Here is a 24,305-nt window from a genome sequence, read left to right as displayed (position 1 = left end):
GAAAAAAGCCAATTGGGGCTTTCGCACACAGCTGCGCCGCTTGTCGTGATTCGCTGGCCCCGATAGAGCTTTCATTCACCATGATTATCGCATGCCCGGCCTGCAGCACCCGTTATGTCGTGCCCGACAGCGCCATTGGCGTCGACGGGAGAACCGTGCGCTGCGCCAAGTGCAAGCACTCGTGGTACCAGGAAGGTTCGAGCGCGGATGACGTGATCGCGAGCGAGGCGGTTGCCGAACCCGCGCCTGTTCCCGCGCCGCCCCCGCCTCCGCCACCAGCTGCTGCGCAAGAACCTGCAGCGCCGCCTCCGGCAGAACCCGAAGCGCGCCAGCCCGCAAGCGGCTGGACCGATTTCGACGAGCGCATGCCGCCGTCCTATGACGAGCCGGTCGAGCGTGAACCCGATTTCGATGCTCCGGCGGAAGAGCCGATGCACGAGGACGACCTCGTTTCGCGCTTCGATCACGCGCCGCCTTTCGGTCCACGCCGCAACACGCTCAAGTTGTGGACCTGGGCGGCGGCGATCTTCGCCCTGCTGGCCGCCGGTGCGGTCGTGGCGATGTCGCAATTCGGTACGCCCAACTGGTGGCCGGGCGAGAAGCCGCTGTTCGGCGCAGCCCAGCCTGACCTCGAACTGAAGTTCCCTGTCGATCAGCAGCGCTGGCGCTTGCTGGAAAACAAGACCTGGATGTTCACCGCGCGGATCGAGATCACCAACAAGGCCCGCGAATCGCGCAAGGCGCCGCCGGTCCTGATCCGCATGGTCGATGAGCGCGACCGCCAGCTTTACAGCTGGGTCGTGCAGCCTCCGCAGCCCACTCTGGCCCCCGGCGAGACGGTCACGATCGACGAAGCGCGCACCGATGTGCCGCGTGCGGCGGTCTATGCCGAAGTGGGTTGGGCACCGCTCTAGGGCTGTTACCTGCAAATAGGTGCTTGCCGCCTCGCAAAGCTGTTGCTAGGGGCGCGCTCCTACCGGCGGGAGCCAAGCTTCTCATGCATGTGAGATTCGCTTCCGATGCAGACTGTGTGCGGTCGTGGCGGAACTGGTAGACGCGCAACGTTGAGGTCGTTGTGGCCGCAAGGCCGTGGAAGTTCGAGTCTTCTCGACCGCACCAACAGTCCCCTGACCGGACTGATATCTCCAAAGACAAATCAAGCACTTGCGCGCTCTGCGCGCTTGTTGCACCCCTGCGTGTTCAACGGGTGGGGAAAGTGAATGCGCATAGCCGCAACCGGCATGCTGGTAACCGTGTGCCTTTCGGGCGCAGCGCTGGCGCAGGACGTTCGGGCAACCGATCCCTTCGAGGATTATCGCGCGGCCAGGTACGACGAGGCGATCGCCGGTGCCGAAGCTGCGCTGGAAAGCGATTCCGAAAATCCGGTCTGGTGGGGGCTCCTTGCCGAAGCGCGCGCGCAATCGGGGCAGGAAGAGGCTGCGGCCGAGGCGTTCGAGAGCGCTGCCCGTTTCGAAACCGATCCGGCAAAGCGAAGCTATTTCCTGCGCGCACAGGCGCTCAACCTTGCCTATGCGGGCGATCATGCAGCTGCGCGCGGGGTGATTGGTCAGGCTATGGCCAATCCCTCGCTGCAAACACGCCAGTCGCTCGACTGGGCGATGGTTGCAATCGCTGCGGGGGACGATACCGCTGCACAGGACATCCTCGAAAATGAAGCGCTATATGACGGGTTCACCCGGCAATCCGCGCTCGATGCCGGATACAGCGCGAAGCGGCGCGGGCTCGATCGCAGGGCGGTGCGCTTTTTCGAGACAGGCCTCGCGCTCGACAATTCCGAAGAGCAGCCATTGTCACCTCAGCAACGCGAAGCGATCCGCCGGGAAAACCGCGAGCTGACGCGCGACTGGTCCTTCCTCGCACAGGCCAGCTACAGCACTGCTGGCCGTCCGCTCGGACCTGTCCTCCCCGATGACGAGGAAGCCTTGCAGGTCGGCGCTGAAGTGTCTCGGCGCATCGGCGGATGGCGCAATGGCCGGCCGTTCAGTTTCTTCGCGCGGGCCTATCTATCCGATTTCCAGAGTGACACCCTTGCCGCGAGCAACGCGGCCCAAGGCTGGATCGGCCTGCGCTACAAGCCGCTCGCGTCGGTGAACTTTAACCTGGAGGCGAGCAGGCTCGTCGGTCTCGACGAACAGGGGATCGACGACTGGTCCGTGCGCGGTGCGATTTCGGGCGGCGCCGGACTGGAGCCGGAGATGGCGGCTCGCGACTGGACCTACGTGCATTACTATGCCGACGTCTCTTACCTCTTCGAGCACGACACGACCTATGCGCTCGCCGAGGGGCGGCTCGGGCAGACGATCCTGGTCGACGAAGCCTCCACCACGCTTACGCCCTATGCGCTCGTGCGCGCCGATTTCGACAGCGGCCGGTTCGATGAAGAGGCCTTGGGAGCAGGTGTGGGCCTGTTGCTGCGCCACTGGTTCGACGAGACGGATACGGTCGCGCACCGCGGCTTCGTCGATCTCGATATCCAGGCGCGCGAACGGATCGCCGGGAGCGAACGGGCCTCAGGCGTGCTCGTGACGGTGACGCTCGGCCGCTGAGCGCGCGTCCAATGTCGCCATCTCCCACCAGGGGCCGCCCTCGCGTTCGACCTTGTGACGGCCGAGATCGCGCAGGCAGGCCATGAAGCCCGGCTTGAACATCTCGGATTCCTTGCTGCAATCGGCGTGGTCGCACTGGCAGTCGAAGGAATCGTACCCGTCGGCAGTTGTCACCCAGATGCGACCATGCGGGTTGAGCAGGCGCAGATTGGCGATGGCGCCGATCTCGCTTTCGTTGACGAGCAAATCATAACCGCGCTGGCCATTGGCAATCGGGCCGTCGTTCACGTCGAGATCGGGATCGGGATGCCGCACCGTGGGACCGTTGCGCACCACGAAGAAATCGGGCGTGACTTCTTCCTGTTCGTGACCGGGAGGATTGGCGTCTTCGGGTTTCCCTGCCTGCCTGCGCACCTCGTCATGCATGGCTTCCATCGCGCGCTCGAAGAAGACCGAGCGCCGGACGCCCCCGTCATAAAGCGAGCGGTCGCCGTTCTTGCCCTTCGTCACGCGCATCTGCTGGTGGAACACCGGCATGGCGGAGGAAGCCATGGTCGCCGCGCACAGAGCATCGACCGCGCTTTCCCAGCAGGGTGCATCGCGCACGAGGCCGCGCACATCGACATAGTGGAACAGCCCGCAATGCGCTTCCACGAAACCGATATAGCCCGCGATCGAACTGTCGCGGATCGCCTCCAGCATGGTGGCATCGCCGTTTTCGAAGACCGCGTTGCGGATGCGCTTGCGCAGCGGACCGGTGCCCGCCTGGGCGCCGCGCAGCAACATCTGGATCATCCCCTTGTTGTCGACGACGTCACTTTCTTTCGTCGGCGAGTAGCCCCATTCGAGGCGCTCCATTGCGTAGCGGCGTGTTTCCTCTTTCGCCTCCTGGTCGAGCGCGACCATCAGCAGGATCGTCTGGAGCGAACCGGTCGAGATACCGGTGATGATCCGTACGTTCTTCATCGCCAACCCGTTGGCGCTGCGGTCGTGCAGCGTCTTGAACAGGCCCGCGCCATAGGCGCCCCACTGGCCGCCGCCCGACAGCATCAGGACCTTCTCGCGTTCACTCTCGGCGGCAAATTCCGCCACGGGTCGAGGTGCGCTCTTGAGCGCGGGTGCTGCGGACCGAGTCACCATTTCCTTGAATTCCGCGGCCATCGGGTCGGGGTCGTCGTCGTGGTGATCGATCACTGCGTCGCGCTGGATATCACGGACGAAGCGGTTCGGGGCAGCGTGATGCACATGGTCATGGAAATGCGCGCAGGGAATTTCCTGCGGCCCCCAGTTGAGCCATTTTCTGAGCAGCATGAATGCGCCGACCAGCACGGCGATGGTCGCGATAACAATCAGGATCGTCTGGAACATGCTTCCCCCCTAGGCTCACCTTCCACGCGTCGGTTTTAACCAATAGCCTGATGTAGGGAAGGCGGTATTGGAGAGCGACGACATTCGCATGCGGGGCACGAGGCGGATGGGGCATATGGGGGGATGACGCGATGACCGAGATTAGGAAGCATTTCGGCGGGGGGTGGATCAATGAACACCGCTCGATCGCCAAGCTGCATCGCCGCAAGGCCGCGCTGCACGAAACAGCAGGCAGCAATGTCGCAGTCGAACTCGCCGCACGCGCGCAAATCCTGCAGGATTTCATCCGTTCGGAGGCGGGCAAGGACCGCGAGCTGTGCGTGACCGGATCGGGCTGGTCGCAGAGCGACCTCTATCACAATTTCTCCACCCTCATGACGACCGACGATGACGAGGGCATCTGGGAATTGCCGGAGGAGGCATTTCGAGACGGTGTCGACGGACAGCACCGCTATGTCATGGTCACCGGCGGCACCAAGATCCACGCCTTGATGGACTGGCTCGGGCGGAGCGGGCGCGACCTGTCGCTACGCACTGCCGGCTCGCACAAGGGGCAGTCACTGGCAGGTATCGTGGGCACCGGCTCGCACGGTTCGACGCTGGATGAGACCGGTTGCGAAACGCATGTCCGCGGCATGATCCTCTCGCGCGGTCACGGACGCGACTTGTGGCTGGGGTCGCCAGACCACCCGGTCCTGCGCGACGAGTGGATCGAGCAATTCGCTTCTGTCGGCGACAGCGCGATGTTCGCCGATGCGCTGGTCCATGTGGGCGGCATGGGTTTCGTTTCGGCCTATCTGATCGAGGCGGTGGACGAGTTCTATTGCGGCCTCGTCAAGCGTGCGCGCGTCCTGCCGGACGACTGGTTCGAACTGGTCGAACAGGGCCGCTTCGCCGAAGCGATGGGAGACATCGCGGATGGCGCCAAACCGCATTATTACGAGCTGACCTTCGACCCCTTCGACGGTTTCGGCCACGAGGTGTGCGAGACCATCTGGTTCGATTACGAGACCGACGCCAAGCCCGAGAGTCTCGGCGGGCAGGTCAATCGCACGACGCTCGAAGCCATCAGCGAAAAAGGCGTGAAGGGCCTGATCGGCGTTACCAAACACCGCGAGCCGGAGGACAATCCGCTTCCTGCCGAGGATCTCGATGGGCGCATCCGCGACCTCATCGACGTGCCGCGGCGAATCTTCGAGGATTTCAAGGAGCACGCCTGCGACGAACGCGACACGCCGCGCACGCTCTCGCAGCTCACGGCCGAATGGCACCCGCACCGGCTGATGAACATCCGCATCGACGTCTACAATGCCGCGCTCGCCGTTCCGCGCGAGCGGCTGGGCGAGGTCATGCAAATTGCCATGGACATGGCCGAGGGCGAGGGCAACATCCGCCAGTTCAGCAAGGACTTCGTCTTCACCGTGCGCTTCGCCGAAAAGAGCCCGGCGACGATGGGTTTCCTGCGCTTCGATCACAATGCGATCATCAATATCGACGGCCTGCCGAAGAACTTCCCTCTTTCCACCGATGCGCCGCTTGCGGCCGAACGTCTCCAGCACCTGCTGAAGAAGGCAGGCATTCCATTCTCGATGCACTGGGGCAAGGACGCGCAGCTGAACGCCAAGGCGATCCGCGAGCAGTACGGCACGAAGGTCGACCGCTACCGGGCCACGCGCGATGCCGTGCTCGGCAACAATGCCGAGGTCTTCATCTCACCCGCGCTCGAGCAATGGGGGCTCGGCGAAGACTAACCCGGGCGCCTAGCCGTGCGCGCCGAACTGGTTGGCGATCGCAGTCGAGATGCGCAAAGTGAGGCCATAGGAATCCTCGATCGGGTCGATGAAATCGCGCCGGATCGCGTCGTATCCCTCGCTGCCTGCGCGCGGGTACTCGGCCTTTTCCTCCATCGCGAAGTCCTGCGTCATCGGGAAACTTGCCGGGAAGGCGCGGCGCATCTGGGCGAGCGCTTCGTCGATCCGCAGCGTGAAGACCATTTCCAGCACGTCGCGGCGGCTGATGTCGTTGGCGCGGCTGAAGGCCGGGACCGACACGGCTTTGAGGAACATGTGCTGGAACAGCGCGAGGCGTAGCGACTGGAGGACGCCGATGGTGCGGCGCGCCTGCTCGCGCTCGGGGTGCGGGTCCTCGTCGGGCACCAGCTCGAACAGGCGGTGCAGCTTGAGCGCGTCGACCCGCAGCCGCGATGCGAGACGGCGGAATACGCCGTTGCGGTCGTCCTGGATCAGGTATTCGGCCAGTGTTTCGCAGGCCTGCGCGAGGTGTTCCTCGGTGCCGCGATAAGGCCGGCTGGCCCAATAAGCGGAATTGAACAGTTCGCCATAGGCGGCGACCGTCTTGATGCTGGCGAGCGCGTTCGATGCGCGCACATAGCGCATGATCTGGCGGCCACGCGGGCTCTCACGCAGCAGTTCGGCGATGTCCTCGTAATTGCTCTCAGCTGCGCTGCCGATGCCGGCGATCAGGTTAACCGGGTAGCCCAATTGCTGGAGGATCGCGTTGTGCGGGATCGCGCGGATCTGGCGCAGGCTCATGTCGCGATCTGCGCTGAGGTCCGACTGGCGACGCGACACGCGGCTACCGGTCGAATTGAGCAGGCCGAGACCGAAAGCGGTCACCGCTCGGCTGTAAGTCCGGCTTTCGAGGTGCGACTGCTGGTGATCCTTGATCGCGCGATAGAAATCGAGGCTGAGATCGGTACGCCGGTAGAAGGGGTCGGTCGGCACGTCGGGATCGGTGTCGGCGGGCGCAAGCTCCGCAATCGTCGAAAGCGTCGCGAGCGCAAGTTTCGGCGTGGCGAAGAACATGTAGCCGTCGCCGCCCTGGAAGCTGGCCTCGGGTTCGAGCCGGATGCCGGCACGGGCAAAGCGGCGGCGCGCCCAGGGGCTCATCGGCCATTCGAGGCGGTCCTTGAAGCTTGCCGGATGCGCGCCGCGGCCCATGCCTTCGCCATGCGTGTTGAAGACGAGTGCGGCGACGTCGGTCATGTCGTTTGCTGCCATTGCGTTCGCCAGGCGGCCCTGCAGACGCTCGATGGCAAGGCTGGCGGGGATCTGCCCGACAAAGCGGCCTGCGTCGGAAAAGCCGGTCTGGATGGCGACACGTCCACGCTTCCGCGCATAGTCGCGATAGGCCTCTTCCTTGAGCAGTGCATCGAGGAAGCGCCCGCCATGTTCGAGTGCGGTCTCGGTCTCGAACAGCGGCGATACGTCGACCTTCTCTTCGATCCCGAACAGCTTGGCGAAATAGAGCGCGGAGAGGACGGTTGCGGGCTGTTCGCACTCGGCCACCAGCATGCGGATCGGCGCATCGGCATCCACGTGCTTCAAGATCTGCGCCATCGCGAGGAACTGGCGTACCGCGGTCGAGCTTTCGACCGCCAGCGAGGCGAAGTTTGCCGACAGCGGCTCGGCATTGGAAACCAGTTCGCGCAGCGCGCCGACTGCGCCCTTGCTGCCGAGATCGAGATCGGCGCCGCCCTCGATTCGCGAACGGATCGCGTTGTGCAGCTGCTTGGCGTTCACTCGGAAATGGATGTGGCCCATGCCGAGGCCATCGGCGCGCATGGCGGAGGCGAGCGTCTTGAGCGCAATTGCGCGTTCGGTATCGGCCGACAGCGCCTCTTCCTCGAGCTGCGAGACCAGCGGAGCGAGGCTCAGCAGTTTGTCGCTGCCTTCTGCCGTGAGGCGATTGGCCGCGGCGGACAGGTCCGCATGGTCCGACAGGTCGCCTGCAAATTCCTCGGCGCTCGAAGCGGCACCAGCCTGTGCCGCACGCAGCGTGTGGACCAGCGCGTGGTCTGCGTCGATTTGCTCAAGCTGCGCAGCATAACGTTCGAGCCGCTGCGCCTTTTCGGACAGGCGGAAGGCGATCGAGGTGTACCATTTGATATCGGTGCGCCCGTCCATGTCGTAGCCGACCCAGCTGGCGAAACGGAACGGCAGGGGATCGAGGCTGCGCCACTGGTCTGGCCAGTGCGATGCCGCGCAGGACAACACGCTGCGATTGATCTGATCGCGCGCGTCCTGCGCATGGGCAAGCGCCCGCATCGCGCGGGTGTGCTCGTACTGCAGGGTGATCTCGGGACGTTCGGAGTTCGTCATTGCCGAAACCGGGTCGCCGCCCCCGGCAGCCTCTGCCACCGCATCGGTCTGGTCCGGCGTCAGCAGGAAGGTCGGATGGGCGGTGAAAACGACATGCAGCTGCGGATGCGACCAATGGTCACGAAATGCCTCGAAACCGTCAGAGGCCTTGCAGAATTCCTCCATCCGCCGCGCGGTGTCCTGCGGCTTTACGAGGGTGCACAGCCGGTCGGCCCGCGTCTCGAGCGAGCGGGTTTCGAGTTCGCCGACCAGCGAGGCGATGTCGCCGAGCGAGATCTCGCCCGCTTCCAGTTCGCGCGACAGGTCATGGGCCAGCTGGAAGACCGGGTTGAACAGCGGCGTTTCCTGGGTGCGTTGATGCAGCTCGCGAAGGCGATGCGTGAGTGTGGCAAATGTCAGCGGCTGCAATTCCGGCACGGTCCGGTTCTCCCATGGTTCCTCTTATCTACGATGATTGCGCGGCAAAGTGCCGGACGAGTCAACCTCGCACGCTGCATTGCAGCATGAATAGGTTTGCGCGTGCCAAATAAGTGCATGCTTTACTTGTGCCTTGGCTTTCTTCACCCCTGCCTGACCGTTAACCCAAAGCGCCAACCCCCCGGTCACATGCCCCGTGCATGGGCGGTATCCGGGGGCAATCAGGGGGCAGAAGACATGAGCGAGTGGACCATCGGCATCATCGGAGGCTCGGGCCTTTATGCGATGGACGCACTGGAAGACCGCCAGTGGATCGAGGTGTCATCGCCCTGGGGCAAGCCCTCGGACAAGATCCTGTGCGGCACCATCGGCCATGTCCGGGTACGTTTCCTGCCGCGCCACGGCAGGGGGCATGTCCATATTCCCTCGAAGGTCGATGCGCGCGCCAATATCGATGCGCTGAAGCGTGCAGGCTGCACCGACATCCTCGCCATCAGCGCGGTCGGATCTTTGTCGGAAGAACTGGCGCCGGGCCGCTTCGTCGCGGTCGACCAGTTCATCGATAACACCAAGGGCCGCCCCTCGACCTTCTTCGACAGCGGCTTCGTAGCGCATGTCTCGATGGGCGATCCGGTCTGTTCGCGCCTGTCGAAGCATGCCGCCAAGGCCGCCGAGAAGGCCGGTGCCGATGTGACCGAAGGCGCGACCTACCTTGCCATGGAAGGCCCGCAATTCTCGACCCGCGCGGAGAGCAAGTTGTATCGTCACTGGGGGGCGGAAGTGATCGGCATGACCGGGATGCCGGAAGCCAAGCTCGCCCGCGAGGCCGAGCTGCCTTACGCGCTGCTCGCCATGGTCACCGACTGGGACAGCTGGCGCGATAGCGAGGACGCTGTCGATGTCGGCGTGATCATCGAACAGATGAACAAGAATTCGGCGATCGCGGTGAAAACGGTCGAGGCCTTCTGCAAAGGCCTGCCGAAAAAGCGCACGCCATCTCCGATCGATACCGCGCTCGACGATGCGGTTCTCACCGCGCCGGACAAGCATGATCGCGAACTGATGGCCAAGCTGGACGCGGTCGCCGGGCGGCTGTTCCGCGCTCAATGAGCGAGACCTACGACCTTCTCGTCGTCGGCGGCGGGATCAACGGCGCAGGAATTGCGCGCGATGCAGCCGGGCGCGGCATGTCGGTGCTGCTGGTTGAAAAGGACGATCTTGCCTCGCATACCTCCTCGGCCAGTACCAAGCTGGTCCACGGCGGTCTGCGCTATCTCGAACAGTTCGAATTCCGGCTGGTCGGAGAGAGCTTGCGCGAACGCGAGGTGCTGCTCGCCAATGCACCGCACATCATCTGGCCGCTGCGTTTCGTACTGCCGCACTTCAAGGGCATGCGCCCCAAGTGGATGCTGCGGATCGGCCTCGCGATCTATGACCGGCTCGGCGGCAAGAAGACCTTGCCCGGCTCGCACAAGGTGAACCTGCGTATCGCTCCGCACCAGTCGATCCTGCAGGACGGGATCAAGTCGGGATTCGAATATGCCGATTGTTGGGTGGAGGATTCGCGCCTCGTCGTGCTGACCGCAATGGATGCCGAGGCGCGCGGGGCGACAGTCCTCACCCGCACCGAGTGCACCGGTCTGGAACGGCACGCCGACAGCTGGACCGCGACCCTGAAAGACGATGCGGGCGATCGGACCGTCACAGCGCGCTGCGTGGTCAATGCTGCAGGCCCGTGGGTCGATTCGGTCGCCAAGACCGCGCTCGGCGCAGGCACACCGGCCCATCTCCGGCTTGTGAAGGGCAGCCACATCATCGTGCCGCGCGCATACCCCGGCGACCATGCCTACATTTTCCAGCAGCCCGACAAGCGGATCGTCTTCGCGATCCCCTACGAGCGCGATTACACGCTGATCGGCACCACCGACATGCTCTACGAGGGTGATCTCGACCGTGTGGAAATCAGCGCCGAGGAGCGCACCTACCTGCGCGAGGCGGCGACGCGCTATTTCAGGAGCGGGGTTACCGAAGAGGACATCGTCCACACCTATGCAGGTGTCCGCCCGCTTTACGAGGACAAGGCGGCCAGCAACTCGACCGTCACCCGCGACTATGTCTTCGAGGTCGATAGCGAAGGAGGTGCGCCGATCCTGTCGGTCTATGGCGGCAAGATCACGACCTACCGCAAGCTGGCCGAACATGCGCTTGAGAAGCTTGCTTCGCACATGCCTGTTCCGGGCAGGAGCTGGACCGCCGATGCACCGCTTCCGGGCGGTGACATGGCCGATCGCGATTTCGCGAAGTTCCTCTGGCAGGCGAGCGAACGCCACCCCTGGCTCCCGCCTGAAACCGTCCTGCGACTGGCGCGCGCCTATGGCACACGGCTCGACATGGTGATCGGGGGTGCAGGCTCGCTGGAAGAGCTGGGCGAGCATTTCGGCGGCGATCTCTACGAGGCCGAACTGGCCTATCTGGTCGACCACGAATACGCCCGCTCTGCGCAGGATGTGCTGTGGCGTCGGAGCAAGCTGGGGCTGCACCTGTCCGAGGATGCCTGCGCGCAGGTCGGACAGTGGTTCGACCGCAGGTCACAGCCCCCCGCGCCGTAGGGTCGGCCCGGCGTTCACAAAGCTTGAAAGCGCCCGGCTTCGGGTCCAAGTGGCGGGCAGTTCAATTCTAGCTGCTCGGAGTCGCATGGCCCTGCACGATCCTGTTCGCCTTACCCCCATTTCCCGCCAGACCCTGCGCGAGGCCTACAAGGCCGAGGAAAATGCCTGTGTCGCCGAGCGGATGGCGCAGGCCGCGAACGCCGCTGCGAAACATGACGAGGCCGCCGGCCTTGCAGCCAAGCTGATCGAAGGCGCGCGTCGCCGGAAGGCTTCCGGCATCGATGCATTCCTCCACCAGTATGGGCTCGCCACCGAAGAAGGCGTGGCGCTGATGTGCCTTGCCGAAGCGCTGCTGCGCGTGCCCGACGCGCCGACTGCCGACGCGCTGATCCGCGACAAGATCGGCGATATCGACTGGGCGGAGCACATGGGCGAAAGCTCCTCCACCTTCGTCAACGCCGCGACCTTCTCGCTTATGCTGACGGGCGAAGTTCTCGAACGGCCCGAAGAGGCGCAAAGGGGCATGGGCACCACGCTCAAGCGTGCCGTGAACCGGCTGGGCGAACCGGTCATCCGCAAGGCGACCCTGCAGGCGATGCGCATTCTCGGCGGACAGTTCGTCTACGGGCGCACGATCAACGAAAGCCTCAAGCGCGCGGCACCCGAACGTGCCAAGGGCTTGACCCACAGCTTCGACATGCTCGGCGAAGCGGCGATGACCTATGAGAATGCAGAGCGCTATCGCCAGGCGTACGAACGCGCGATCGAGCGCCTTTCGCGCGAAGCCACCGGCAAGGTCTCGACCAGCCCGGGCATTTCGGTGAAGCTTTCCGCGCTGCATCCGAAATACACATTCCTCCATGCCGACAAGGCGATCGTCGACCTGCTGCCGGTGCTGCGCGATCTCGCCGCAAAGGCGCGCGATGCGAACATCCATTTCACTATCGACGCGGAAGAAGCCGACCGGCTGGAGCTGTCGATGGACATCATCGAGGCGCTTGCCCGCGACGATACGCTCTTTACCCGCGAAGACGGCAGCCGGTGGGAAGGTTTCGGCCTTGCGATCCAGGCGTACCAGAAGCGCGGCGTCCCGATGTGCGAATGGGTCGCGCGGCTTGCCCGCAAATACGACCGCAAGTTCTTCGTCCGTCTGGTGAAGGGCGCTTACTGGGATACCGAGATCAAGCTCAGCCAGGTGGGCGGCTATACCGACTATCCGGTGTTCACCCGCAAGCTTGCGACCGACGTCAGCTACCTCGCCTGCGCGGAAAAGATGCTGGCGGCCGACGACGTGATCTACCCGGCCTTTGCCACGCACAATGCCTATACGATCGGCGCGATCAAGGCGCTGGCGGGTGCGAAGCCGTTCGAGTTCCAGCGCCTGCACGGAATGGGCGAGGACATTTACGGCGCGCTGGCCCAGGTCGAAGGCAATCGCCGCACCAATGTGCGCATTTATGCGCCGACCGGCACGCACAAGGACCTGCTCGCCTATCTCGTGCGCCGCCTGCTGGAGAACGGCGCGAATTCGAGCTTCGTGAACCGCATGGCCGATGCCGAAGTGCCGGTCGAGGAGCTCACCACCTGCCCCGTCGCCGACATGCAGGTGCTGGAGCCCTATCGCAATCCGGCGATCCCGCTGCCGACCGACATCTTCGGTCGCCGCGCCAATTCGGCTGGCATCGACCTGTCCGATCCGCTGGTCAGGGAGCCGCTGATGGAGCGGCTCGAGGCGCTCGAAGCGAAGCAGTGGGTGGCGGAGCCGACATTCATGTCGTCGGCCGAAGGCGAGATGGCTCCGATCAACAAGCCGCACGATCTTACCGCGCAGGTGGGTACGCGCCGCGACGCGCTCGATTTCGAGGTCGAGGAAGCGATCAGCCGCGCCGAATCCATCCAGCCGGGCTGGAATGCGCTGGGCGGGGAGAAGCGCGCGCTGCTGCTCGAAGCTGCCGCCGACCTGTTCGAGGATCACACCGACGAATTCCTTTCGCTTTGCCAGCGCGAGGCAGGCAAGACGCTGCAGGACGCAGTGCTCGAGCTGCGCGAAGCGGTCGACTTCCTGCGCTACTATGCCGGTGAGGCGCGCCGGTTGTTCGCGGCGCCCATCCCGCTTCCCGGCCCGACCGGCGAGGAAAACCGCCTGAGCCTTGCAGGCCGCGGCGTATTCGCATGCATCTCGCCATGGAACTTCCCGCTCGCGATCTTCATCGGCCCGCCGGCTGCCGCGCTTGCCGCCGGAAACACCGTGGTCGCCAAGCCCGCCGAGCAGACGCCGCTGATCGCTGCCCTCGCCGTGCGCCTCTGCCATGAAGCTGGCATTCCCGAAGACGCCTTCCAGCTCCTGCCCGGTGCAGGCGACGTTGGCGAGATGATCACTTCCGACCCGCGCATCGCAGGCGTGGCGTTCACCGGCTCGACCCAGACCGCGCAGGCGATCAATCGCAGCCTCGCGGGACGCGATGGCCCGATTGCCACCTTCATCGCGGAGACCGGCGGGCAGAACGCGATGATCGTCGACTCGACCGCGCTGCCCGAACAGGTGACCCGCGACGTCGTGGCCTCCGCTTTCCAGAGCGCGGGCCAGCGCTGTTCAGCATTGCGCGTCCTGCACATCCAGGACGACGTCTATGACGAGATGCTGGCGATGATCCGCGGCGCCTTCGAAGCGCTGACCATCGGCGATCCGGAAGAGCTGTCGACCGATGTCGGACCTGTGATCGACCCCGATGCGAAGGCCGCGCTCGAACGCCATGTCGCCCGTCGCAAGACCGGCGGTGCGCAGGTCTGGCGCCGCAAGCTGCATCGCGGATCGTCGAAGGGCTGTTATGTGGCCCCGACGATTATCGAGCTCGATTCCATCCTCGACCTGAAGCGCGAAAACTTCGGACCCGTGCTTCACGTGGTCCGCTATCGCGCTTCGGAAATCGACCGGGTCATGGAAGAGATAAACGCCACCGGATACGGCCTGACACTGGGCCTGCACAGCCGCAACGACGACATGCGCGCCTATATCGAAGCGCGGGCGAAGGTCGGCAATTTCTACGTCAACCGCAACCAGATCGGTGCGGTCGTCGAAAGCCAGCCGTTCGGCGGCGAGGGTCTCTCGGGTACCGGTCCCAAGGCGGGCGGTCCGCATTATGTAGCCCGTTTCGCCACCGAACGCGTGGTGTGCATCGATACGACTGCGGCAGGCGGCAACGCGACGCTCCTGGCAAGCTGAGCCGAGTACGACACCGGTTGCGAATCCCCGCGGGCCTGCCCTAAGCCCGCGCAATGGTTCGCATCTTCCGTACTTTCGCCCTCCTCGTCGCGCTCGGCTGGTCCTCGCTCGCTGCGGCAGCGGTCGACATTACCTTCCACTCGTTCAACGGCTCGGTGATCGCCGGTCGCTATCCGCATGCCTTCGTGTCGATGGAAGGGACGCTGGAAGACGGCACCGTGGTGAAGGAGAACTTCGGGTTTTCCGCCAAAAGGACGACGCTGGCGGTGCTCAACGGCCCGGTCGAGCACACGATCCTCGTCGAAAAGGAAAAGTGGCTGACCAAGACCAATCGCCACTTCACCATCACGATGACCGATGAAAAGTACCGTGAGGTTCGTGCGCTGGTGGAGGCGTGGCGCAATGCGCCGGGCAAGTATTACGACCTCGAGACGCGCAACTGCATCCACTTCGTCGGCGAGATCGGCAAGATCGTCGGCCTCGAGGTGGTCTATCCGGAAAAGATGATGCGGCGCCCGAAGAAGTGGCTGAACTACATCACGGGCCTGAACCCGCGACTGGGTGCCGAAGTCATCGACTAGGCGGTTGCCTCTGCCTCGTCGCGCTGCTCGGCAAGGATGCTCCACCCGGCAATGAACAGGCCGGCAATCAACGGGCCGACCACGATCCCTGACAGGCCCATCAGGGCTATTCCGCCAAGTGTCGTGACGAGGATCAGCCAGTCGGGAATGCCGGTGTCGCGGCCGACCAGGATGGGGCGAAGAATGTTGTCCGCCATGCCGATCAGCGCGACGCCCGAAACGAGCACGACCACGCCTTCCCAGATCGCGCCAGTCGCCAGCAGGTAAAGCGCTGCCGGACCCCAGACGATTGCCGGACCGACTGCCGGCAGCAGCGAGGCGATTGCCATGATCACGCCGAGCAGCAGGACCGAGGGGATGCTGACGATCCAGAAGGTGATCGCGCCGAGCGCACCCTGCACGAGGCCCACGACGACCGATCCCTTGATGGTCGCGCGCACGATCCCGATGAAACGTTCGGCCAGCCGGTCGGCGACGCCGCGCTCCATCGGCAGGGCATGGAGGACGGTCTCGCCAATCCTCCGGCCGTCACGAATCAGGAAGAAGCTGACGTAGAGCCCGATGGCGAAGGCGAGGACGAAGCCGAAAATGCTTCCGCCGATCGCGATTGCCTGCTGCGCGATCAGGCCGAGACTGGCCTGCAGGAATGCTTGTGCGCGGGCCATCAGGTCGCCGAAATCGCCCATTCCGCTTTCGGTAAGGCTTTCCTGGATGCCGGCGGGCAGGATGCTGAAGACCTGCTCGAACCAGTCCGCGACATCGATATTGCCGTTCTGGAAGGCGACCACGAGACGCGCGGCCTCGCTGACCACCGCGCTGCCGATCCACAGCGTCGGAATGATGACCGCGACGAAGATCACCAGCAGCGTAATCGCGGCGGCCTGCGTGTCCTTGCCGGGTCGCTTGGACTGGAACCAGCGGAACAGCGGCTGGAACATGATGGCCGCAAGGCTCGCCCACAGCAGCGGGTTGAGGAAGGGCAGCACCACGACCAGCGCGGCCACGGTGACCAGCGCGAGGAAGAGCAGGAAACCGCCCTGCTCGACCCGTGTCTTGCCGATGTGTTCCATCCCGCTCCCCCCTATTCGCGGTGTGCTGGCAGATCAGACGTCGAGATTGGCGACGTTGAGTGCGTTCTCCTGGATGAACTCGCGGCGCGGTTCGACGACATCACCCATCAGGCGGGTGAAGATCTCGTCGGTCACGTCGGCGTCCTCGACCTTGACCTGCAGAAGGGCGCGGTTTTCCGGATCGAGCGTGGTCTCCCACAACTGCTCGGCATCCATTTCGCCCAGCCCCTTGAAGCGACTGACCTTGAGGCCCTTGCGGCCTGCGGCCATCACTGCATCGACCAGCTGGGTGGGCAGGATGATTGCATCGTCGCCGACGACGGGCGTATCTTCCGCCTCCTCGACATCGGCCGCGTCGACCTGGTCCTCGGCATCGTCCTCACTGCCCTTGATGAGGCGGACAGGCGAGGCATAGACCTCGGCGTTTTCCTGCGCGACGCGGTGGAGCTTGCGGGCCTCCGCGCTTTCGAGGAAGCGGCCTTCGATTTCATGGACGTCGGTGACGCCGCGCCAGACGCGGTGGAAGCGGACATGGCCGTCTTCGCCCATTTCGGCGGACCACTGGGCTTCCGGATCGCCCATCTGCAGCTGCGCCGCAGCCTTGCTGAGCGCTGCCGAACGGTCGCCGCCGGCAGGGTCCAGCGCGCCCGCCAGTGCCATCGCCTCGATGATCTCGGCGTTATATTTGCGCGGCACGTAGTTCATGTGATTGCGGACGCTGAGCGCGTGCTGGACCAAGGCCTCCAGTTCGCCCGATGCGCGCGCACCGCCCGCGGTTTCGAGGATGCGGCCGCTCAGCCCTGCTTCGATCAGGTAGCGGTCGAAGGCGGGCTGGTCCTTGAGGTAGACCTCCGACTTGCCGCGCGTAACCTTATAGAGCGGCGGCTGCGCGATATAGAGGTGCCCGGCCTTGACGATCTCGGGCATCTGGCGATGGAAGAAGGTCAGCAGCAGCGTACGGATATGCGCACCGTCGACGTCGGCGTCGGTCATGATCACGACCTTGTGGTAGCGCAGCTTTTCGAGGTCGAACTCGTCGCGCAGGCCCGTGCCCATCGCCTGGATCAGCGTGCCGACTTCCTTTGACGAGATGATCCGGTCGAAACGCGCGCGTTCGACGTTGAGGATCTTGCCCTTCAGCGGAAGGATCGCCTGGTACTGGCTGTCGCGGCCGTTCTTGGCCGAGCCGCCTGCGGAGTCACCCTCGACCAGGAAGAGTTCGGCCTTGGAGGCGTCGCGCTCGCGGCAGTCGCTGAGCTTGCCCGGCAGCGAGGCGATGCTCATTGCACCCTTGCGGCTCATCTCGCGCGCACGGCGTGCGGCTTCGCGGGCGGCGGCAGCGTCGATCACCTTCTGGATGATCTGTTTGGCGTCGTTGGGGTTCTCTTCGAGCCACTCGGTCATCTTCTCGCCCATCAGGCTCTCGAGCGGCTGGCGGACTTCGGAGGAAACCAGCTTGTCCTTGGTCTGCGAAGAGAATTTGGGATCGGGCAGCTTGACCGAAACGATGGCGGTCAGGCCTTCGCGCATGTCTTCACCCGAAAGCGAGACCTTCTCCTTCTTCATCAGCCCCGAGCTGGTCGCGTAGTTGTTCAGCGTACGCGTCAGTGCGGCGCGGAAGGCGGCCAGATGGGTTCCGCCGTCACGCTGCGGGATGTTGTTGGTGAAGCAGAGCACGTTCTCGTAGTAGGAATCGTTCCATTCGAGAGCGACATCGATACCGATGCCCTCCTTCTCCGCGCTGACCGAAATCGGTTCGGCGACAAGCGCCTGCTTGTTGCGATCGAGATACTTCACGAAGGCCGCGATGCCGCCTTCATAGAACAGGTCGTGCTCGAGCGGTTCCTCGTGGCGGTTGTCGCGCAGGAGGATGCGGACGCCCGAGTTGAGGAAGGCGAGTTCGCGATAGCGGTGCTCGAGCTTGTCGAAATCGAACTCGGTGACGTTCTTGAAAGTGTCGTGGCTCGCCATGAAGGTGACGCGCGTGCCCTTTTTCAAGCCATCCTCGTCGCCGTTCGAGGCAACCGGCGGAGCATCGCCCACGACGCGCAAGCTCTCCACGGCATCGCCATGCTCGAAGCGCATCCAGTGTTCCTTGCCGTCACGCCAGATGGTGAGCTCGAGCCATTCGGACAACGCGTTGACGACCGAGACGCCCACGCCGTGGAGGCCGCCGGAGACTTTGTAAGCGTTGTCGTCGCTGGTGTTCTCGAACTTACCGCCCGCGTGCAGCTGGGTCATGATGACCTCTGCCGCCGAGACGCCTTCTTCCTTGTGCATGTCGACCGGGATGCCGCGGCCGTTATCTTCCACGCTCACCGAGCCATCGGAATTGAGTTCGATCAGCACGAGGTCGCAGTGACCTGCCAGCGCTTCGTCGATGGCGTTGTCCGACACCTCGAAAACCATGTGGTGGAGACCCGATCCGTCGTCGGTATCGCCGATATACATGCCGGGGCGTTTCCTGACCGCATCGAGGCCCTTCAGGACCTTGATCGAATCTGCGCCGTAACCGTTCTTCTTCGGCGCTTCTGCGCCCTGTTCTGGGGTGTTCTCGTCCATGTCCATCATATAGGCTCGACGAGGGCAAAAACCAAAGGATTCGGCCCCTTTTTACCCACAGGGAAAAGAGCGGGAAGTTTCATCTGAAACCGGTTGATTTTAGGGTGCCGGAAGCGCATCCAAGGGCCATGCTTTCGGTGCTCGACATCTTCCGGATCGGGATCGGTCCCTCGTCTTCTCACACGGTTGGACCGATGCGTATCGCGCGCACCTTCGTCAAGGCTCTCGACCGCTCCGGGAAACTCGCAAACACTTCCAGGATCGCGGTCGAATTGCAGGGGTCGCTGGCGCTGACCGGCGTCGGTCACGGCACTGTCGATGCGACCATGCTGGGGCTGATGGGATTCGCCCCCGACACAACCTGCCCCGATGAGGCGGCGGCTGCACTTGCGAAGCTTCGCGAGGACAAGGTGATTGCGCTCTGCGGCAAGCGGGAAATCGCTTTCGATCCCGCACAGGACATCGATCTCGCCGGTCATGTGATCCCGGACCTGCATCCCAACGGGATGACGCTGGAGGCCTTCGACGAGGCTGGTGAGCGACTGGCGCGACGGACCTACTATTCGACCGGTGGCGGCTTCGTCGCTTCCGAAGCGCAGCTGAAGCGCAAGCCCAAGGACGACCGGATCAACACCGGCATGCTGGTGCCTTTCGATTTCGGTTCGGCGGAGGAGCTGCTCGCAAGCTGCGCTGCGACCGGCAAGAGCATCGCCGAGCTCGTGCTGGCGAATGAGGACGCGTTCCGGCCGCGCGACAAGACGCTTGCCGGTGTCGACCGCGTGGCGAAGGCTATGGACCAGTGCATCGAGCGCGGGCTCAGCCAGCGCGGTATCCTGCCCGGCGGGCTCAAGGTCCAGCGGCGCGCCCCGGACATGTGGGACAAGCTCTCCGACAATCCGCAGTCGAACGAGCGCGAGCAATTGTTCGACTGGCTCAATTGCTACGCCATGGCGGTGAACGAGGAAAACGCCGCCGGTGGCCGCGTCGTCACGGCGCCGACCAATGGCGCAGCAGGCATCATCCCGGCGGTGATCCGCTTCTATTGCGTCACCAATGACGAGCAGCCTTGTACCGAGAGCCGCCGGACCTTCCTGCTGACGGCTGGTGCGATCGGCCTGCTCTACAAGCAGCGGGCGAGCATCTCGGGCGCGGAAATGGGCTGCCAGGGCGAGGTTGGCGTGGCCTGCTCGATGGCTGCCGGCGGGCTCGCGGCACTGTGGGGCGCGACGCCCCAGCAGGTCGCCAGCGCTGCCGAAATCGGGATGGAGCACAACCTCGGCCTCACCTGCGATCCGGTCGGCGGGCTGGTGCAGGTGCCTTGCATCGAGCGCAATGCCATCGGTGCGGTGAAAGCGGTGAATGCCGCACGCCTTGCGCTCCACCGCACGGGCGCGGAAAGCACGGTCAGCCTCGACCAGGTCATCGAAACGATGCGCCAAACCGGCCTCGACATGAGCAGCAAGTACAAGGAAACCTCGCAAGGGGGTCTCGCGGTCAACGTCATCGAATGCTGACTCGACACGCGCGCAACCGTCGATAGGGTGCGCGCCATGGGAGAGACACAGCACCGCACCGCACTCGAGCAGACCTTCGGCTCCTTTTCGCAAACAATCGCCGACAATGCCGCGAGGCTGGGTGACAAGCCTGCGCTACGCGACGAAAGCGTCACGCTCAGCTGGGCCGAGCTTGGCGACCGGGTCGAACGGATTGCCGCGCGGCTACTCGAAGACGGGCTGGAGCATGGGCAGTCGGTAGCCATTCTTGGGCTTTCGAGCGTGCCCTATGCGCTCGTCTTCCTCGCCGCCGTACGCGCAGGAGGAGTGGCTGCACCGCTCACCACCAGCGCCAGCGCCGACCAGCTTTCCGGCATGGCCCGCGATTCCGGCGCCAAGCACATATTCATCGACCGGGCGAAGCTGGCTGAACTCGGCGATGACTGTTTCCCCGGCATGACCAAGATCGTTCTGGACGAGGAACTGGACGGCTGGATGGCATCGGAGGGCACGAAGGCTCCGGCAGTCGAACATGCGAAATCCGATCCGTTCAACATCATCTATTCCTCCGGAACCACCGGCACGCCCAAGGGGATCGTCCATTCGCACCAGATGCGCTGGCGTCAATTCGCGGCGACGGCGGGCAGCTGGCTGGAGAACGGACTTGAGGTCCGCAGCCTCGCGTCCACCCCGCTCTATTCGAACACCACCATGGTCGCCTTCCTGCCCGCGCTGTTGGCAGGCGGAACGGTGCGCGTGATGGGCAAGTTCGATTGCGTGCGCTGGCTCGACTTCGCGCAGGACGATCGCACCACCATCACCATGCTCGTTCCCGTCCAGTATCAGCGGCTGATGGACGAACCGCGCTTCGACGAGTTCGACCTTTCCTCACTGCAGCTGAAGTACTGCACCTCAGCGCCATTTTCGGCCGAGCTGAAGCGCGAGGTTCTGGAGCGGATGCCCGGTGCACTGATCGAGATCTATTCGATGACCGAAGGCGGGGTCGTCTGCCTGCTCGAGGCGCACAAGTTCCCCGACAAGCTGCACACCGTGGGCCGTCCGGCTCCCGGGAGCGAGCTCAAGGTTCTCGACGACGAGGACCGACTCGTCCCAGCTGGTACTCCGGGCAACCTGGTCGGGCGCAGCCAGACGATGATGACCGGCTACAAGAACCAGCCGGAAAAGACGCGCGAAGGATACTGGACCGATCCCGATACCGGCGAGGTCTGGCAGCGCATGGGCGATATCGGCCGTCTCGATGCGGAGGGTTTTGTCGAACTGGTCGGCCGCGCCAAGGACATGATCATCTCGGGTGGCTTCAACATCTATCCGGTGGATCTGGAAAACGCGTTGCTCGAAGAGGCGGACGTGGTCGAAGCCGCGGTGATCGGTGTCGAATCGCGCCGCTGGGGCGAGACGCCGGTCGGCTTCGTGAAGCTGGGCGAGGGCGCGCGCGATCCGGAGGCGATCCGCGAAGCCGTCAATGCGCGGCTGGGCAAGACCCAGCGGCTGAGCGCCCTGTACCCCATAAACGAGATGCCGCGCAGCCACATCGGGAAGTTGCTCAAGAGCGAACTTCGCGAGGCGGCTACGCGGCTCGGGACAGTGGACTAGCCCCGGGGCCGGCCCGGCTGCCTGTTGCGTCGGCTCAGACGAGCGCGGGCGAAAGCACCACGCTGGAAAGACCGGTTGCAAGAATGATCACCGCAATGCGGCCGTAGATCGTCGTCATCGTTTTTATTCCTTGTCTTGTTGCGCAAGGTTTTACGCGTGCAACTTTGCGAAGGTTACACGCGGGTCTGACATGCGAGTTCGAGACGCGGCGCCGACACGTTGGGGGAGGGGAGAGGAGTGTGTGGGCGGCCGCGTCTCTACTCGCTGCCATATCGCCTCCGGGGGAGCGAACCCTGTGCTAGGAGGCCACAGTGCTCGAAAGGCTGGCCCGCTGGCCCGGAGGAAGGCGACGACAGTTCAACTTGGGGAAGGGACTGTCGCCATCTCTGTGCCGAGGGAGAAGAATGGGAGGGACGTCTCCGCGTCGGCTGTGGGGGTTGTAATAATGTTGCTCGCTCGCGAACGAAAGTGAGAAAACATCAGGGTGTGTTGCGTTTTGCGCAAGAGCAATTGGCCCATCCCCTCCGTGGCCTGTGACCGCCCTCGTTTGCATTGCATGCAAGTTTGGGACATCCTTCCGGCAAAACAGTGGGTTGCCGAGTCGTATCCGGGGTCGCATCCGGAGGGACAACTTGGCCGAACGACGTTACAAGGCTTTCATCAGCTATTCGCACCGCGACAAGCGGATCGCGAACTGGCTCCACGGTCAGCTTGAAAAGTTCAAGCTGCCCGACGGGATCGATGCGCCCGGCCTGGAAGACGGCCTGCGCCCGATTTTCAAGGACCGCGAGGAACTGCCGGCATCCGAAGATCTCGGCGCCGCCCTTGAAAGCGCGCTCACCAATAGCGATGCGCTGATCGTCCTGTGCTCGCCGCATTCGGCGATTTCCCCGTGGATCGCCAAGGAAATCGACCTCTTCAAGCGGGTCAATGGCGATGCGAGGGTGTTTCCTGCCGTGGTCGACGGCGCTCCGCCATACAATATGCCGCCCCCGCTGCTCGTCCATTACGAGGACGGCACACCGACCGAGCAGCTGGCAGAGCCGATCGCGGCAGACCTGCGGCCCGAAGAAGACGGTCGCAAGCTTGGCGTCCAGAAGCTGGTGGCCGGGCTGGCCGGGATCGGGCTCGACGAGCTGGTCGACCGGCAGGCCCGCCAACGCCATCGCAGGCTGGCGATAATGGCTGCGGCTTCCTTTGTCGGAATGGTCGTGGCGATCGGCCTTGCGCTGTTCGCCCTGCAGCAACGCGATACCGCGCGCGAGGAGCGGGCCGAAGCGAACGGGTTGATCGAATACATGCTCACCGACCTCCGGGAAGAACTGGAGCCGGTCGGACGTCTCGATGTGCTCGATGGTGTCGGCGCCCGGGCCATGGAGTATTACGCAAGGCAGAAACTCGACGACCTGAGCCCGGAAGAGCTCGGACGCCGCGCCCGGGCCGTGCAACTCGTCGCGGAAATGCACAATCTTCGCGGCAACAATGACAAGGCGCTTCCTGCCTTTCGTGAGGCGGCGCGCACGACGAGCGAGCTCCTTGCCCGTAAACCCGACGACCCGGAACGCATGTTCAACCACGGGCAGAGCATGTTCTGGGTCGGTCTCATCGCCTGGCAACGCGGCCAGATGGATGAAGCGAAGAAGGCATTGGGACAGTATGCCGACATCTCGATCCGCCTCGCCGCCAAGGACCGCTCGAACCTCGTTTGGCAGCTCGAGGAGGCTTACGCCCTCTCCAATCTCGGAACGCTCGCCGATGAAGAGGCGCGCTACGAGGATGCGCTGGACCTGTTCGAGAGAAGCGTTGCGACGGTTGCGAGAGTGGCCGAGGCCGAAGGCAGGCCTGCATCGAGGCTCGTCGAGTGGGGGCAAGGCCTGTCATGGGTCTCGAGCACCCATCAGGTACTCGGGGACTTCCGGGCTGCGACGGAAACCCGTGAACGCGAACTAGCGCTCTATAACGAAGCGCTGGAAGCAGAACCCAATCATGCCGAAGCGCGCCGCATGGGCCTATTCGCCAAGGGCAGCATGGGCTCGCTTCATTCGATCCGCGGACAGACGGGCAAAGCGCGGCAATACCTCGATGACGCGGCGGCTGAAGCGGAAACGCTTATCGAGCAGGACCCCGAAAACACCATGACGAAGGTCTTCGCAATCGGCGTCCTCCAGTCGAGGGCGATGGTGAACTGGAACGATGGAAGGTCGTCGCTGGCAACGGCCGATTACGAGCGGGCCGAGGCGTTGCTCCTCGATTTGAAGGCCCGCGACCCGAAGAACCTGAGCTGGAACGTCGAGCGACCTGCTTCCCTGGAGCTCGAACGGGCACTCACCGACAAGTCGGGCATGGCGCCGGAAAGCTTGCGGGCGGTGGCTCGTAAATGGCTGGACAAGCTCGACGGCGAAGATCCCGCACACGTCCTGTCGATTATTGCCGCGCACCTGGTCGAAGCGATTGCGCACTCCAAATCCGGGGATGGCGCAAAGGCGGCGGCCTCCTATGCGCGGGCCATTGCAGTCGAAAGCATCGGCCAGGGTTTCCATCCGGTCGAGACCGCCTTGCGCGCGGTAGCCGCGGAACGGCTGGGCCAAACCGCATTGGCGCGCCAGCTACGCAGGAGCCTCGAGGAAAAAGGACTGGATCCGGTCATCGATAACCGGATCGCATGAACAATAAACGGTCG

General features: G+C 64.0%; 14 protein-coding genes and 1 tRNA gene. 11 read left to right on the top strand and 4 right to left on the bottom strand.

The features are described from left to right. Nucleotides 1-80 precede the first annotated feature (80 nt). From K3165_RS07680 to K3165_RS07670, 3 genes are all read left to right on the top strand, one after another. Complete coding sequence (locus K3165_RS07680) at nt 81-914, top strand: MJ0042-type zinc finger domain-containing protein (RefSeq protein ID WP_221548158.1); 834 nt, start codon at nt 81-83, stop codon at nt 912-914. 118 nt (nt 915-1,032) lie between these two features. After that, nucleotides 1,033-1,119, top strand: a tRNA-Leu gene (locus K3165_RS07675). 101 nt (nt 1,120-1,220) lie between these two features. Next, nucleotides 1,221-2,567, top strand: coding sequence for an NfrA family protein (locus tag K3165_RS07670; protein WP_221548157.1), 1,347 nt, complete (start codon nt 1,221-1,223; stop codon nt 2,565-2,567). Here K3165_RS07670 and K3165_RS07665 read toward each other — a convergent pair. Next, entirely contained in the window at nt 2,532-3,935 is a 1,404-nt protein-coding gene (locus tag K3165_RS07665) for a patatin-like phospholipase family protein (protein WP_221548156.1), read from the bottom strand. The two genes, K3165_RS07670 and K3165_RS07665, sit on opposite strands and share 36 nt — an antisense overlap. A 131-nt stretch (nt 3,936-4,066) precedes the next feature. On the opposite strand from K3165_RS07665, the gene K3165_RS07660 reads away from it, so the two are divergent. Further along, the gene (locus tag K3165_RS07660; protein ID WP_221548155.1) at nt 4,067-5,686 is read left to right on the top strand and encodes an FAD-binding oxidoreductase; all 1,620 of its coding nucleotides are present in this window, start codon (nt 4,067-4,069) and stop codon (nt 5,684-5,686) included. Nucleotides 5,687-5,695: 9 nt separating this feature from the next. On the opposite strand, the gene K3165_RS07655 is transcribed toward K3165_RS07660, so the two are convergent. Next, nucleotides 5,696-8,473 (bottom strand): phosphoenolpyruvate carboxylase, encoded by a 2,778-nt coding sequence (locus K3165_RS07655; RefSeq protein ID WP_221548154.1) that lies wholly within the window; start codon nt 8,471-8,473, stop codon nt 5,696-5,698. A gap of 237 nt (nt 8,474-8,710) precedes the next feature. Here K3165_RS07655 and mtnP point away from each other — a divergent pair, with 237 nt between their 5' ends. The 4 genes from mtnP to K3165_RS07635 all read left to right on the top strand — a co-directional run bounded on the left by mtnP (nt 8,711) and on the right by K3165_RS07635 (nt 14,886). Next, nucleotides 8,711-9,583, top strand: coding sequence for an S-methyl-5'-thioadenosine phosphorylase (gene mtnP, locus K3165_RS07650; RefSeq protein WP_221548153.1), 873 nt, complete (start codon nt 8,711-8,713; stop codon nt 9,581-9,583). Beyond that, a complete protein-coding gene (gene glpD / locus K3165_RS07645; RefSeq protein ID WP_221548152.1) occupies nt 9,580-11,082 on the top strand; it encodes a glycerol-3-phosphate dehydrogenase in 1,503 nt (500 codons plus the stop codon). The genes mtnP and glpD overlap by 4 nt, the downstream gene beginning before the upstream one ends. An 85-nt stretch (nt 11,083-11,167) precedes the next feature. Then, nucleotides 11,168-14,305, top strand: coding sequence for a bifunctional proline dehydrogenase/L-glutamate gamma-semialdehyde dehydrogenase PutA (gene putA, locus K3165_RS07640; RefSeq protein WP_221548151.1), 3,138 nt, complete (start codon nt 11,168-11,170; stop codon nt 14,303-14,305). A gap of 53 nt (nt 14,306-14,358) precedes the next feature. Then, nucleotides 14,359-14,886: a hypothetical protein gene (locus K3165_RS07635; RefSeq protein ID WP_221548150.1), complete on the top strand. Its 528-nt coding sequence runs from the start codon at nt 14,359-14,361 to the stop codon at nt 14,884-14,886. On the opposite strand, the gene K3165_RS07630 is transcribed toward K3165_RS07635, so the two are convergent. Both K3165_RS07630 and gyrB read right to left on the bottom strand, forming a co-directional pair. After that, nucleotides 14,883-15,956, bottom strand: coding sequence for an AI-2E family transporter (locus tag K3165_RS07630; protein WP_221548149.1), 1,074 nt, complete (start codon nt 15,954-15,956; stop codon nt 14,883-14,885). The genes K3165_RS07635 and K3165_RS07630 overlap by 4 nt on opposite strands. 33 nt (nt 15,957-15,989) lie before the next feature. Next, the gene (gene gyrB, locus K3165_RS07625; RefSeq protein WP_221548148.1) at nt 15,990-18,518 is read right to left on the bottom strand and encodes a DNA topoisomerase (ATP-hydrolyzing) subunit B; all 2,529 of its coding nucleotides are present in this window, start codon (nt 18,516-18,518) and stop codon (nt 15,990-15,992) included. Nucleotides 18,519-18,646: 128 nt separating this feature from the next. Here gyrB and K3165_RS07620 point away from each other — a divergent pair, with 128 nt between their 5' ends. The 3 genes from K3165_RS07620 to K3165_RS07610 all read left to right on the top strand — a co-directional run bounded on the left by K3165_RS07620 (nt 18,647) and on the right by K3165_RS07610 (nt 24,291). After that, on the top strand, nt 18,647-20,032 hold the full coding sequence (locus tag K3165_RS07620) for an L-serine ammonia-lyase (RefSeq protein ID WP_221548147.1): 1,386 nt from the start codon (nt 18,647-18,649) through the stop codon (nt 20,030-20,032). Between the two features lie 36 nt (nt 20,033-20,068). Then, on the top strand, nt 20,069-21,625 hold the full coding sequence (locus K3165_RS07615) for a class I adenylate-forming enzyme family protein (protein WP_221548146.1): 1,557 nt from the start codon (nt 20,069-20,071) through the stop codon (nt 21,623-21,625). A gap of 632 nt (nt 21,626-22,257) precedes the next feature. Next, a complete protein-coding gene (locus K3165_RS07610; RefSeq protein WP_221548145.1) occupies nt 22,258-24,291 on the top strand; it encodes a toll/interleukin-1 receptor domain-containing protein in 2,034 nt (677 codons plus the stop codon). Nucleotides 24,292-24,305: the final 14 nt, after the last annotated feature.

Origin of the sequence: Qipengyuania xiamenensis (assembly GCF_019711495.1) — a bacterium.
Lineage (GTDB): Bacteria > Pseudomonadota > Alphaproteobacteria > Sphingomonadales > Sphingomonadaceae > Qipengyuania > Qipengyuania xiamenensis.
This window is presented reverse-complemented; position numbering and strand designations above follow the sequence as displayed.